14 protein-coding genes are annotated in these 13881 nt (G+C 59.3%); all 14 read right to left on the bottom strand.

Going from position 1 to position 13881, the window contains the following annotated elements:
- Window positions 1-26: 26 nt before the first annotated feature.
- The gene (locus QZX60_RS00635) at window positions 27-380 is read right to left on the bottom strand and encodes a DUF1858 domain-containing protein (RefSeq protein ID WP_295360224.1); all 354 of its coding nucleotides are present in this window, start codon (window positions 378-380) and stop codon (window positions 27-29) included.
- Between the two features lie 27 nt (window positions 381-407).
- On the bottom strand, window positions 408-1364 hold the full coding sequence (locus QZX60_RS00630) for a diacylglycerol kinase family protein (protein ID WP_295360222.1): 957 nt from the start codon (window positions 1362-1364) through the stop codon (window positions 408-410).
- Between the two features lie 109 nt (window positions 1365-1473).
- Window positions 1474-2685 (bottom strand): iron-containing alcohol dehydrogenase, encoded by a 1212-nt coding sequence (locus QZX60_RS00625; RefSeq protein WP_295360220.1) that lies wholly within the window; start codon window positions 2683-2685, stop codon window positions 1474-1476.
- A 39-nt stretch (window positions 2686-2724) separates the two neighbouring features.
- Complete coding sequence (locus QZX60_RS09285; RefSeq protein WP_363174661.1) at window positions 2725-3747, bottom strand: Spx/MgsR family RNA polymerase-binding regulatory protein; 1023 nt, start codon at window positions 3745-3747, stop codon at window positions 2725-2727.
- A 146-nt stretch (window positions 3748-3893) separates the two neighbouring features.
- Window positions 3894-5306, bottom strand: coding sequence for an FAD-binding oxidoreductase (locus QZX60_RS00610; protein ID WP_295360217.1), 1413 nt, complete (start codon window positions 5304-5306; stop codon window positions 3894-3896).
- A 174-nt stretch (window positions 5307-5480) separates the two neighbouring features.
- Window positions 5481-6077, bottom strand: coding sequence for a bifunctional adenosylcobinamide kinase/adenosylcobinamide-phosphate guanylyltransferase (gene cobU / locus QZX60_RS00605; RefSeq protein WP_295360214.1), 597 nt, complete (start codon window positions 6075-6077; stop codon window positions 5481-5483).
- A 10-nt stretch (window positions 6078-6087) separates the two neighbouring features.
- Window positions 6088-7149, bottom strand: a complete 1062-nt coding sequence (gene cobD / locus QZX60_RS00600; RefSeq protein WP_295360211.1) for a threonine-phosphate decarboxylase CobD — start codon at window positions 7147-7149, stop codon at window positions 6088-6090.
- Window positions 7150-7181: 32 nt separating this feature from the next.
- A complete protein-coding gene (gene cbiB / locus QZX60_RS00595) occupies window positions 7182-8204 on the bottom strand; it encodes an adenosylcobinamide-phosphate synthase CbiB (protein WP_295360208.1) in 1023 nt (340 codons plus the stop codon).
- On the bottom strand, window positions 8204-9694 hold the full coding sequence (locus QZX60_RS00590) for a cobyric acid synthase (RefSeq protein ID WP_295360205.1): 1491 nt from the start codon (window positions 9692-9694) through the stop codon (window positions 8204-8206). The genes cbiB and QZX60_RS00590 overlap by 1 nt, the downstream gene beginning before the upstream one ends.
- A gap of 56 nt (window positions 9695-9750) precedes the next feature.
- Window positions 9751-10497, bottom strand: a complete 747-nt coding sequence (gene cobK, locus QZX60_RS00585) for a precorrin-6A reductase (protein ID WP_295360202.1) — start codon at window positions 10495-10497, stop codon at window positions 9751-9753.
- Window positions 10494-11243, bottom strand: a complete 750-nt coding sequence (gene cobJ, locus QZX60_RS00580) for a precorrin-3B C(17)-methyltransferase (protein WP_295360200.1) — start codon at window positions 11241-11243, stop codon at window positions 10494-10496. Before cobJ ends, cobK begins: the two co-directional genes overlap by 4 nt.
- Window positions 11244-11256: 13 nt before the next feature.
- Complete coding sequence (locus QZX60_RS00575) at window positions 11257-12312, bottom strand: cobalt-precorrin 5A hydrolase (RefSeq protein ID WP_295360197.1); 1056 nt, start codon at window positions 12310-12312, stop codon at window positions 11257-11259.
- Window positions 12313-12318: 6 nt separating this feature from the next.
- Window positions 12319-13083, bottom strand: coding sequence for a precorrin-4 C(11)-methyltransferase (cobM, locus tag QZX60_RS00570; protein ID WP_295360195.1), 765 nt, complete (start codon window positions 13081-13083; stop codon window positions 12319-12321).
- Window positions 13080-13874, bottom strand: a complete 795-nt coding sequence (locus tag QZX60_RS00565) for a sirohydrochlorin cobaltochelatase (RefSeq protein WP_295360192.1) — start codon at window positions 13872-13874, stop codon at window positions 13080-13082. Before QZX60_RS00565 ends, cobM begins: the two co-directional genes overlap by 4 nt.
- Between the last annotated feature and the right edge of the window lie 7 nt (window positions 13875-13881).

Genomic DNA, 13881 nt, shown 5'->3' with positions numbered 1-13881 from the left:
CTTTTTTTTGTTGGCAAAAAACCGTATTATTCGAGCTCCTCGGCCTGGATCATCGCCGTGTCCTCGAGAAAATCGTTGAGAGCCTCACAGACGTCCTCGGGATCGAGCTCGTGGACCTGAGCTGCCTCCCGCAAAGTCTCGCTTTGAGAGGCCGGGCAAGAGATGCAGGCCATGTTCCAGTCCGCGACAAGGTAGTCCGCCGCCGACGGGTGCACCTCAATGATCTCCGCCACCGTCATGTCGAGAGTCACGGCGCCGCCTTCAGAGGGCGCCGTCTCCCGAGACGCCTGAGCGCGCATCATTTTGTCCCGGTTCGCCTCGAACCGCGCGCGGTCCTGCCGGGATTTGTCCATAATCGCTTTGATTTCGTTATCGTCCATTTAAGTCTCCTGCTTTTTTATCGCGGCTTATTCCGGGAAGATCGGCTGGTTGGCCGCGTCCATCTTTTCTTTCTGCCGCGGCGTCGGAAGCATGATTTCGATCGCCTGATGAGCCACGCCGATGTCGGCGCGCTTGTAGCTGCCGCCGAATTCGCCATCGACCGTCCACGCCGTCTCTTCTTCCATCTCGAAGGTGATGCCCCGGGTCTGGAACACCTCGATGTAGGGGCTGTCCGTGCTGCCCGACAGCAGCGTCGTCAGGATCTGGTTGATTTCAATCCACATTGGCGGCGCCTTGATCAGCATCACTTCAAAAATCCCGTCCGATAATTCGACGCGGTCGGAGAAGGGCATCTCGAAGCCGCCCATGCTCGTCGTGTTGGAGATACAGCCGAAAAGCACTTCCCGTTCCTCGGTCACCCCGTCGTGGATCATTTTGAACCGGCTGCGGTATTTGAAATTCTGGGGAATCGTCAAAATCGCCTTCATCATATAAGCCGCGTGCCCCAGGGCGTTCTTAAAGGTCTGGCTCGTGTCGTAGGACACCGAGGTGAAGGCGCCAAAGGCCGCGATGTAGTTGAAGTATCTGTCGTTGAGCCGGCCAATGTCGTAGCGTTCGGTGTGTTCGCCCGCGATCGTGTGGCATTGGTCGATCAGGCCCTCGGGAATGCCGATGCCCTTGGCGAAATCGTTGGTCGAGCCGCTGGGAATGTAGCCGAGAATCGGGCGGTGGGTCATGTGCATCATGCCGTTGATCGCGTGATTCAGCGTGCCGTCGCCGCCGCAGCAGACCACGACGTCGAAGCGGCCGTCGGTTTCAGCCAAAATGGACTCCGCCGTCAGCCCTTCCGACGGCAGAATCGGGTACACCGTCGATTCGCAGCCGTCCTTGGCAAATTCCGCGATGATATCTAAAGCGTGGGTGTTCGCCAGGCCGGTTCCCGCGACACCGTTCATCAAAATGAGTAATTTTTTTCTTTCCATTTGTCTTGTTGATCCTAAAATACAGATTTTAAAAATTATAACATAGAACCTTTGACTTTACATAAAAAATACCGAAGGTCACTTAACCTTCGGTAAAATTGTACGCTTTTTAAACGTCCAGATCGATCAGCCCGCTGATCACATCCTCTACGTCTGCTTTTTCCATCAGCTTCGGCACCGGATAGGCCGGACCCATTTCGCCGACGACCTGCGCGGCGAGATCCCGCACGTCGCCGGGGCGGATTGCTGCAAAGGCCGTCGACAGGCCGAGAGCAGCGTTCATCCGGCGGATGCGTTCGATCAGCACTTCGGCCAGTTCTTCGTCTTCGTCCCATTCCGTTCCGAGGCCCGCGTTGTAGGCCAGCTCCGCCAGCTTCCCGGCGCAGGCGTCCGCCGAAAAGGCCAGCACAGCCGGCAGAACCGCGGCCTTTAAAGACGCTTTTGGCAGATTGTAGGCTTCGCTCAGCACATTGGCGATCGCGTAGGTGTAGCCCGCCATCCCGCGGCTGAAAGCCTCGCCGGCCAGTACCGACGCCCTCTGGAGATTTTGGAGGGCGCGCCAATCGCTCAAATCCGCCGCGCGCTTTTCGAGATTGTCGAAGACGAGACGGCTCGCGTCGAGGGCCTCACTCCGGACGTCGTCAGCGTCAAACAAGCCGATGTAGGCCTCGACCGCCACCGACAGCACTTCCATGCCCATCGCCGCGGTCTGTTCGGCGTCCAGCGCCGACAACAGATCCGGATCGAGACAGACGGCCAGCGGGCAGAGCTTCGGGTCGACCACCGCGAGGCGGCGGCCCGTTTCTTCGTCGAAAACCTCAGCGGCGATCGACGATTCGCAGCCGGAGCCAAAGGTAGTCGGTACGGCGAACAGCGGCGGCAGACGGTGAAACACGCGCCCGATGCCGGCCATTTTCGGCACAGGCTTGACGTTGGTCACCCGCGCCGCAATCAGCTTCGCGCAGTTTAAAGCCGACTCGCCGCCGACCCCGAGAACGCCGTCACAGAGCTCAGACAGGTAGCGGTCCACCGCGCTGTACACGTCGTGAAGCTCCGGTGCCTCCGCTTCCTGCACGTAGCGTACCGATTCGATGTTCTGGTCGGCCAGATCACTTTGAAGATCCGCCATCAAGGGCTGCGCCGCGGCCGCCTCGTCACAGACGATCAGCAGGCGCCGCGCGTCCGTCATCGCAATGACCTCCGGAAAGCGCCGAACCATGCCGACGCCGGACAGTACCGGCGGTTTGGGCAGCTTAACCAGGGGCAGCACCGCCCGCGCTGTGTATTGAGGTATCCGCTCCGCGTATTTTCTGATTTTCATCGTCATTCCTCCGCTTCGTGGTATGGGTTTATTCTAAAATTACAGGTTTAAAAAGGCCCGCCATTTGTCTTCGTTAAATCCGAGGATCACGCGGTCGGGCAGAGCCAGAATCGGCCGCTTGACGAGCATGCCGTCTTCCGCGAGACAGGCCGCCGCTGCTTCCGGGCTCATTTGACCGACCTGATCCTTCAGGCCCCGTTCCCGGTACAATTTGCCGCTGGTGTTGAAAAATCGGCGTACCGGCAGCTCCGAGCGGCCCATCAGCGCCAGCAGCTCCGGCGCCTTCAGCCGATCGGCTACGATGTCCCGGCTCTGGTAGGCGACGCCGTTGTCGTCGAGAAATTTTTTAGCTTTCCGGCAGGTCGAGCATTTCGGGTAGTAAACGAACAGCGGCAGCGGCTTCGAAAGCTCGTCCCAGTCGTAATTCTGGCGGTATTCGTCGGTCAGGTGGTGGCTGTCGCCGATGTAATCCGTTGTCAATTTGTCGGTGTCTGGATCGTAGGTGAATTTGCTGACCGCCACGTTGTCGAGGATTCGGGAAATCATCTGATCCTCAGGATGACCCTCGGCGTAGTTCAAGAACGTGTCAATGGCGAACCCGTGGGACGCCATCGCGATCGTCTTCCCCGGATGGGCCCGCAGAATCTTCATGACCGCAGCCGTCACCCGGCGGTACACCTCCGGCCCGGATTCGCCCTCCGGCGGCGCAAACTGGCTCGGGGCCTCGCGCATCGCGTCGAGCAGGTTCGGGAAAAACACGTTGATTTCCGAAAAGCGCCGGCCCTCGGCGACTCCGCCGTAAATTTCGGTGATGTCCGGTTCGATCAGAATCGGTACCGTATCCTTCCGGTCCCCCAGAATGTAATCCAGGGTCTGGCGCGCCCGAGACAGTGGCCCAGTGACGCCAAGATCGATCGGAATGTCTTTAAAGTACGCTGTGAGTAATTTACCCTGCGCCTGGCCCAAATCGTTGAGCGGGATGTCGCTTCGTCCCTGAAGGCGCATTTCTTCGTTGTATTTTGTCGTGCCGTGACGCACGAGATAAAGGGTTGTTGGTTCCATAATGCTCCTAATTGTTTTTCTTCATACTGCTCTATTATACCACGAGACGCGCCATCTGCCAAAGGTCGCCCCGGAGTCTTAAACCCGCAGTGCGCATGAAAAAACGCCTCGGAATAATCCGAAGCGTTGTGATGACGATCTCTATTTTATTCCTGTTCCAAATCGAAGATTTTCCCAGGATTGAGAATGTCGTTGGGGTCGAGGGCCTTTTTGATGGCCTGCATCATTTTGAATTCGGCCGGGTCGGTGTATTTTTTGAAATCCGCGACCCGCTTGTAGCCGATGCCGTGTTCGCCGGACATCGAGCCGCCCACACTGTAGACCAGCGGGTAGACGTCGGCGTGGAAGGCGTCGACCTTTTCCTTCCATTCGTCGTCGTCAAAGCCGTAATTCATCAGCGCTGTGTGGATGTTGCCGTCGCCGATGTGGGCGCAGGTAATCGTCGGGATATCGTGCTTCTTTTCAAAGGTCGGGATGGCTTCCATCACGTCGATGATTTTATCCAGCGGCACGACGAAGTCTTCCTGATAGTATTTCGGGCTCGCTTCTCTCGCCGCTTCGCCGAAGTTCCGGCGCAGGTTCCAAATCGTCGATTTCGGTTCGATGATGCGCACGTCTTCCGCGCCCATTTCCCGGGCCACTTCGTCGATGGTCACCAGCTGTTCGTCCATGTAAGCTTCGTTGAAGGTTTCGATGGTCATGATCACGTAGACGCAGAATTCTTCAGCGAAGGGCGCCGTCACGTCCAGGTATTCGGCCACGGCGCCAATCGCCTTGTAGTCCAGATATTCCATACTGGTCGCCACAATGCCTTCCTTAGTCAGGCGGTTGGGCAGGCGCAGCGCCTTGGCGTTGTCGCGGAACACCGCCACCACATCCTGACGGTATTTTGGCAGGGGCAGAAGCTTGACGGTGATTTCCGTGATGATGCCCAGCGTCCCTTCCGAGCCGATCATCAGCTGTTCCAGCGCGTAGCCGCAGGCGTTTTTCTTCGTCCGCTTGCCGACGGTGACGATGTCGCCGGTCGGGGTGACGACCTTCATCGCGTAAATCTGATCCCGGGTGACGCCGTATTTGACGGCGCGGTCCCCGCCGGCATTGGTCGCGACGTTGCCGCCGATCATACAGCTGGTCGCCGAGCACGGGTCGCCCGCGTAAATCAAGCCCTTGGCCTTCGCCGCGTCCTGAAGATCCGAGGTGTAGACACCGGTTTCCACGACGGCGTACAAATTGTCCGCGTCCAATTTTAAAATATGATTCATTTTCGTCAGCACGAGGACGATGCCGTGGTACACCGGAATGGCCCCGCGGGAAACCGAGGTGCCGCCGCTTCTCGGTGTAATCGGCACCTTGTACTGGTTGGCCAGACGGACCACCTTCGCGACTTCTTCCGTCGATTCCGGGAAGACGACCAGCTCCGGCATGTGATGAAAACGGGGATCCCCTTCCTGATCGGTCTGGTAGGACTGGAGGATATCCGGGTCCTGTTTGACCTTGTGTTCGCCCAACGCGTCGATGAGGGCGTCGACCAATTCTTTTGTGACTGGATTAAAACTCATACCATCAGCCTTCTTTCGTTTCATGATGTTAAATTTGTCTAGAACTTATATTGTATACAATGTTACGACCTCTATCATAACACCTGATTACAATTTACATTATTTGTTTTTTTAAGAAAAATCAATTACATATTTATATTAAAAAAGCAGGCGCTCAGCCTGCCTTAAAAACACTCATATTTTCTCAAAGGGTTCGGCGCCCGTTTCCTTGATGACCATCGGAATCCCCGAGACGCAGAACACGACGCGGTCCGCCTCTGCAGCCACCATTTGGTTCACCCGCCCGGCGATATCCCGGAACAGATTGCCCATGCGGTACGCCGGGACGAGGCCCATCCCCACCTCGTTGGTCACGATGTAGCTTTCCTTCTTCGTCCGAAGGGCGTGGAGCAGATCCTGCACGTCGGCCAGAATGCGGTCCTCCACCTCGCCGGCCCGGGCCATCGAGATGTGGTCCCAGTCCTTTTCCAGTTCCATCATTTGATTGGTGATCATCACCGTCAGACAGTCGTACAGCACCGTCTCGGCCTCGGCAAAGGCCGGATCCTGCATCAGCGTACGGTAGTCCTTGTACTGCTCGATGGTGGCCCAGCGCGCCGGCCGTCTCGCCTGATGGTGGGCGATCCGGTCCTTCATCCCGTCGTCAAAGGGAATCGCCGTCGCGATGTAGGCCACCGGTGCCCGGCCGGCCGCCTCCGAAATGAATACCTGTTTTTCAGCGTAACGGCTCTTGCCGCTCCGCGCACCTCCTGTTACCAGTGTAATGGCCATGACTCCCCCTTTACTCGTCCTTGTACGCCTGGCTGGTCATGATGGCGGTCAGCGCCGCGATCAGCCGGTCGTTTTCGTCCTTTTTCTTGACGGCCGCCCGAAAATAAGCGTCGCCGAGACCGACAAAATCCTCGCAGGTCCGGATGTAGATTTTCTGCGTTTCCAGCAGCGCGTTGAGATCCGCCGCTGTGCCGTGGGCCAGCTTAAACAAATGGAAGTCCGCTCCGGACGGCAGGACTTCGAGCCCGGGAAGATCTGACAGCGCGGTGCGCACCCGGTGACGTTCCCGGCTGGTGTAGGATTTCGTGTCCTCGATGTATTTCTGATCCTCGAACACCGTGTCCAGCGCGGTCAGTGCCAGGGTGTTGACGCTCCACGGCATCTGGATCGCCGCCATTTCCGAGATGATCTGCGGATGTCCGACCGCGTAGCCGAGGCGCAGCCCCGGAATGCCGAAGAATTTCGTCATCGAGCGCAGCAGCACGATTTTCCGATTGCCGTCCACCAGCGAAAAGCAGGATTCCTTCGACGAAAAGCCCACGAAGGATTCGTCGACAAACCACTGCACGGTGCCGGGGCAGCGGTCGATCAGCGAGCGGATGTACATCGGCGAATAGGCGACGCCGGTGGGGTTGTTCGGATTGCAGAGGAAGACCGCGTCGGGCTTCGCCTGGCAGATGTAGGCGGCGAAGGCGTCGGTGTCCAGACGGAATTTAGACGCCCAGTCCGTCTGCCACAGGCTTATCTCCCAGCCGGCCGCCGTCAGGGCTTCGGCGTACTCGTTGAAAGTCGGCACGACGATGACAGCGCTTCCGCCGGAAAAGGCCATCGCGTACAAATAGATCAGCTCGATGCCGCCGTTGCCGAGAATCACCCAGTCATCCGCGACGCCCAGCCGTCTGGCCAGTCTCTTCTTGTGCCGTCTGCCGTCAGGCTCCGGGTAGCGCCCGAGGTCGCCGAGGGCGTCCTCCAGTGCGTACTTCAAATGGGGCGGCATGCCCAGCGGGTTGATGTTGACCGAAAAGTCAAGCATCCCCGAACGGTCGCCCTGATATCCTCCGTGACGATTCATATTGTCCTCCTCATCTCTCTCGTATCGCTATTCTATCTCAGCTGAAGAAATACGGCGGCGATGTACACCACCGCGCCCAGCGCCGCGAACACCATTTCCGAGCCGGTCATGATCTTCAAGCACTGATGGACGGTGTCCGCCGTCAGCGGCGCGTCCGCGTCGCCAATGGTCGGCTTTTCCACCACCTCGCCGAAATACACATTGGTGCCGCCGATCTGAACCCGCAGCAGCCCGGCGGCCGCCGATTCGGGATGCCCGGCGTTGGGGCTCTTGTGCATATTGTGGTCCCGCTTGTAAACGCGCACGCCGTTTTTAAAATCGAACCCGAGGGCCGCGCCGGCGATGAGCATCATCCACGAGCCGAGGCGCGCGATCGGGAAATTAAGGGCGTCGTCGAACTTCGCCGGGAAAAAGCCGTAATGGGTGTAGGGCTTCTGGATGTAGCCCGTCATCGAGTCCATCGTGTTCACCGCCTTGTAAACCATCGCCAGGGTCAGCGGCGAAAGGAACCAGACGAAGTGCTGCAGGATCAGGCCGACGAACATGTAAAACAGCGGCGCGAGAATCCCGTCGATGGTGTTTTCCGCCGTCGTTTCCACCGTCGCGCGAATCACGTCGTGTTCCGAAAGGGCGCTCGTGTCCCGGCCGCAGAGGTAGCCCACCTGCACCCGCGCCTCCTCGAGATCGCCGGCCCTCAGCGCCTTCACCACGCCCTCAACCGCCTGGCGCAGGCTCTTTTCCGCGAGGGTCGTCCCGAGGAACCACAGGGTCACGACGACGAACACCGCCGGGTGGATTTTCAGACACAGCCACTGCACGCCGGCAGTCACCGCGCCGGTCACCGCGATAACGACGACCCACATCAGAAGGCCCTTGGCTCGGGAGGCGTCTTTGATTTCTGGCGTGGTGTTCAGTTTTTTAGTCAGGGCGCCGATCAGTTTGCCGATCCAGACGATCGGGTGGGGAATCTTTATCGGATCGCCGACGAGCCAGTCCAGCGCCACCGCCCCGAGGATCAGCAGCATCCACCACAAATAGGGTACAGAACCGGCCATCAGTGCTGCTGGCTCCCGTCGAGAATGGCCATGATCTGATCCATGTCGACCGCTTCCCTCACCGTCTTGGCCAATAAATCGTACTGACTTTCCTTAAAGGCCTGGTAATCGTGGACGGTGCCGGCCGCGATGTGCTTCTTCGCCTTGATCTGATTCAGCAGGCTTTCCCGCAGCTCGTCGTTGTCGAAAATGCCGTGGAGGTAGGTTCCGACGACGGTCTTGTCCGGCGAAACCGCACCGTCGTAGCGCCCGTCGGCGAGCTTCGCGAAGGGCTTCGTCTCCGCGGTTCTCGGGCGGGACTGCCCCATGTGGATTTCGTAGCCGCGCACCTTTTTGTCGTCCGGGTCGATGTCGAGAAAGCCGTTAAGCATCGTGCCCGTTTCCTGGGTCGTCGTCTTCGTTTCCTCGAGCTCGGTGTCGATGTCGAGCAGGCCGAGGCCTTCGATGATGTCCGCTTGAGATTCGACGTGATGCGGATCGGAAATGGTCTTGCCGATGATCTGGTAGCCGCCGCAAATTCCCACCACCGGTACGCCTTCCGCATGCTTCTGAATGATCGCGTCGGCCATTTTTGACATTTTCAGGTGCTTGACGTCGTCAATGGTATTTTTGGATCCCGGAATGACCAACAGATCCGGCTCAGCCCGCTCGATTTCGCGTTCATTTTTGTAATACTCGACGGACACTTCGGGGTACATATCAAACACGGTCACATCAGTAAAATTCGAGACGTGGCGCAGTCTGACCACCCCTATTTTGATCTGGCCTTCGTGTTTGCCGTACCAGCGTTCGGTCACCGAGTCCTCGTCGTCGATCACCACGCGCGTGTACGGCACAACACCGAGGCAGGGCACGTGAAGCATCGGGTCCATCATATCGATGCCCGGCTTCAGCAGTTCGACGTCGCCTCGGAATTTGTTGATTAAATACCCGGCAAAGCGCGCCTGTTCGTCGGGCGGCAATAATTTGATCGTGCCGTAAATGGACGCGAAGACCCCACCGCGGTCGATGTCTCCGATGAGAACCACCGGCGCGTCGATCATTTCCGCCAGCCCCATATTGACGATGTCGTTGTCCCGGAGGTTAATTTCCGCCGGGCTGCCGGCGCCTTCGATCACGACGACGTCTGCCTCAGCCGCCAGCGTGTTGTAGGCGTCCATGACGACGTCGGTCAGCTGGCTCTTGTAGCGGTGGTATTCCGCCGCGTCCATGTTGAATTCGGCGACGCCGTTCAAAATCACCTGAGAGCCCACATCCGAATTGGGCTTGAGCAGAACGGGATTCATGCGGACGTCCGGTTCGACCCGGGCGCATTCCGCCTGGGTGACCTGCGCGCGGCCCATTTCCTTTCCGTCCTTGGTTATGAAAGAATTGAGCGCCATGTTCTGCGCCTTGAAGGGTCTGACGGTCATGCCCATGTCACTTAAAATCCGGCACATCGCCGCGCAGATCAGGCTTTTCCCCACCGACGAGCCGGTGCCCTGAAACATAATTTTTTTAGCTTGCTTTCCCATTCTATCTCCTCGATCCTATTTATCTGTTTTCTCTAAAGCCGGCTCAGCAGCTCGTCCACATTGGTGACGATCTCCGGATAATCCAGCGCGGGCCGGTCGACGCAGAGCACCTGCGCGCCGCTGTCCTTCGCCGCCGCGATCTTGTCCGCCACGCCGCCGACGTCGCCGGAGTCCTTCGTCGTCACGAAGCGGATGCCGAATTGGTCGATCATCATCGCGTTCATCGCCTTCGTAAAAGGCCCCTGCATCGCGACGATATGGCTCGGCTTGTAGCCGAGAGCCTCGCATTTGGCGAGCACGCCGGAGGTCGGCAGCACCCGGATGTAGAGCCGCTTTTTGTCCAGCGGCTGGTAATGGGCCAGCTCCCGGCTGCCCGTCGTCGTCAGCACGTTGCCCGGCGCTTTCTTTAAATAAGCGACCATCGCGTCGTAATCCGGAAAATGGCGGACGGCTTCCTGAAGTGCCGGCGCCATCGCGCCGATGCCCGGCCGCTCAAAGCGGATGTAGCGCAGCTTCGCCGCGGCACAGGCCGCCATCGCGTTCGCCGAGGCCGCCTTCGCGTAGGGGTGGGTGCCGTCGACGACCGCCGTCACCCCGCTTTCAGCGAGAAAGGCTTCGAGCTCGCCCGCGTCCATCGCGCCGATGTGCCACTTCAAATGGGCGTTGGGCTTCGGCGCGTTGTAATCGGATACAGACGAGTAGATCACGTCAAAGCCGCGGGCCGACAGCTGTTCCGCAGCCTCCCGGCCGTCGGCAGTGCCCCCTTCGACAAAAATCAAAGGGTGTACCCTCTGGGCGTGATCATCTTCTGGCCGTCGTCGGTGACGTAGGTCTTGGAATTGCCGATGATCACGAGGGAAAACATGTTGATTTCCTGATCGCACATCTGATCCAGCGTCGTGATGCATTTTTTCTGGCCATCGCGCATCGCGTTCTGCACGATGCCCACCGGGGTCTTCGGGTCCTTGACCTCGAGCAGGATTTCCTGACAGGTGTTGATATTGGTCGGGCGGCCCTTGCTCTTTGGATTGTACAGGGCGATGACGAAATCCCCTTCGCCGGCCAGGCGGATGCGCTTCTTGATCAATTCCCAGTCGGTCAGAAGATTGGACAGGGAAATCACCGCGTAGTCGTGCATCAGCGGCGCGCCGAGAATCGACGCCGCTGCGTTGACCGCCGAAATGCCCGGCACGATTTCCACCTCGACGTCGGCCTTCTGCTTTTCGACGAGCTCCAGCATGATGCCGGCCATGCCGTAGACCCCGGCGTCGCCGGAGCTGACCAGCGTCACCGTCTTGCCTTCCATCGCCAAATCCAGGCATTCCTGGCAGCGGTCGACTTCCTTGCGCATGCCCGAGGCCTTGAGGGCCTTGCCCTGCACGCAGTCCAAATCCTTGATCAAATCGATATAGGTTTTGTATCCGACAACAATATCGGCGTCGGCCATCGAGGCCAGCGCCGCACCGGTCATGTGATCCGCGTTGCCCGGACCGAGACCTGTTACATAAATTTTTTTCTGATTCATCTTTCTCTCTGCTTTATTTATTGATTGAATTGGCCCTGCGCCACAGGGACAGGGTGACGCCGTCACCCTTGACCACCGGCGCCACGCAGGTGCCGTAATGGGAGACCGTGTAGCCGGCCGGCTCGCTGACGCCGCGCAGCCCGGTCACCCGTTCGACAAAGTCGGAGCCGTCAAACCGGTCCTGCACCTTGCGGATCGCGTCGTCCGCCACGATTTCAACCGCCGCGCCGAACTGCTCGGCCGCCGCGATGAGCCCCTGCTCGTGCGCCTTCAAGCCGATGGTCGCAAAGACCGCCAGCGCCCTCGGGTGGATGTGGTGAGCTTTTAACAGCGCCGCGATTTTTCCCGAGATCAAATCCGCCGGCGTGTGCTTTCTGCAGCCGATGCCGAGGACGATGTCCCGGGGAATCAGCTGGACTTCACAGGCCGGGTCAAGCTTCCAGTCGTCCCGCTCTGAAATGACGATGCGGTATTTGGCGCCGTCGTTTTCAGAAAGGGTGAGGCACTCCGGCAGCGCCACGCCCGACAAATCACACCCCGCCTCGTTGACGACAACAGTCTTCTGTCTGTCGAGAATGGCCGCGGTGACGTTCTTGGCTGCAGTGAAATCCGTAAAGGTGCAGCCGATCTGCTCAGCCAAGGTGTCAACCGCGATGGCGCCGGCGACGTCGGTGCCCGTCGTGATCACCGGCGCCGCGCCGATGCGCCCAGCCAAAAGCCTGGCCGCGGCGTTAGCGCCGCCCAAATGCCCCGACAACAGGCTGATGACGTACTGCCCCTTGGCGTCCAGTACCAGCACCGCCGGGTCCACCGACTTGTGTTTCAGGTACGGCGCGACGCCCCGGACGACGATGCCCGCCGCCATCACGCAGACGAGGACGTCGTAACCGGCCATCGCCTGGGGCCAGAAGGCGCTGAGCTTGCCGCCTGGGAACGGCCGCGCCGGCGGCGCCGCGTATTTCTCCAGGGTAAAGACCGCCGCGTCGATCTCCGGCGTCACCGCCTTCGCGCAGCGCGCGGCCAGCGCCGCACCGTCTCGGCTGACGGCCAGAAAAGCCCAACGCTTCATCGCGGCTTATTCCTTAGCTTTTCTGAATTCATGGCTGAAGCTCGGGTCGTAGAGCTTCGACAGCTCGTAGCGGTCGCCGAGGAAATCGCCGACGAGGATCTGCGCGGTCTTGTGGATGTCCGCCGCCTTGACCTTTTCTTCGATATCGGCGAGGGTCCCCTGCACGATCTTCTGATCCGGCCAGGTCGCCCGCTGCACCACCGCCACCGGCGTCGTGTCCGGGTAGGCCGTCGTCAGCCGGCGCACCACTTCCCCGATGTTCTGAACCGACAGAAAAATGGCCATCGAAGCCCGGTGCTTCGCCAACGATTCCAGCTGTTCCCGTTCCGGCACCGGCGTGCGCCCTTCGAGACGGGTGCAGATCACGGTCTGGGAAACGTCCGGCAGCGTGAATTCCTTCTTGAGCACCGAGGCCGACGCCGTAAAGGACGACACCCCCGGCACCACTTCGTAGGCGATGCCCATCGCTTCGAGGCGGTCCATCTGTTCGCGGATCGCACCGTAAATCGACGGGTCGCCGGTGTGGACGCGGACGACGCGCTTGCCGGCTTCGACACCGGCCTGGATGACGTCGAGCACCTCGTCTAAGGTCATCGACGCCGAGTTGTGAATTTCAGCCCCCTCCTTGTGGCCTTCCAATACCTTGGGATTGACAAGGGAGCCGGCGTAAATGATCACGTCGGCGGCGTCGATCAGGCGCTTGCCCTTGAGGGTCATCAGCTCGGGATCCCCCGGCCCCGCGCCAATCAGATAAACTGTGTTTTTGTTCATTTTAACTCCTTTAAATCAACGGCGTTCTGCAGATGGGCCGCGAACAGCGCCCGCACTTCCGGCAGCTCCCCGAGCCCCTTGACCATGCAGTTCACGTCGAAGCCTTCGGCACTCAGCCGGTTCTTCCACGAATCGGGATCGTCGCCGGCCATGTCGTTGAGGGCGTGGTCCCCCGCGACGACCATAAAGGGCATCAGCGTCACCCGGCGGATGTGCTGGGCCTTCAAATGCGCAATGACGTCGTCCAGCGTCGGGTAGCCTTCGACGGTGGCCATGAAAATGCGGCCTCCGCCGAGGGCCTTCAGGTAGTAGTCCATCGCCGGATAAGCCGCGTTCGCGTGGTGTTCGGTGCCGTGGCCCATCAGAACCGCCGCGTCAACCGGCGACAGCTCTGGAATTTGGTTCAGCACGATATCGGTCACGGCTTCGAAATCCTCATGGCTGCTGAGAAGCGGCCGACCGATCTTGATCGACGGGATGCGGTCGAGATAAGGTCTCAGTTCGTGGAGCATGCCGTAAAATTCGTGGCCGTTGATGACGTGGGTCGTCTGACACAAAACCTCATCGCAGCCAGCCGCGACGATCGCTTCCATCGCCTCCGCCGGGGTCATCACCGAGATGCCGTCCCGCTTTTTCAGCTTTTTGATGATCATCTTCGACGTGTACGCCAGAAAGAATGCGCTGTCCGGAAAGGCCGTGCGCAGATCCTCGCAGATCGCTTCGATCGTTTTGTGATAGGTGTCGTGGTAAGAGGTCCCGAAGGAGATTACCAGTAATGCCTGTTTTCCCATTCTCTTC

It is taken from the genome of uncultured Pseudoramibacter sp. (assembly GCF_903789625.1).
In the GTDB taxonomy this organism is placed as follows: Bacteria; Bacillota; Clostridia; order Eubacteriales; family Eubacteriaceae; genus Pseudoramibacter; species Pseudoramibacter fermentans.
Note: the sequence above shows the minus strand (reverse complement) of the source record. Positions and strands in the feature narration are given on the sequence as shown.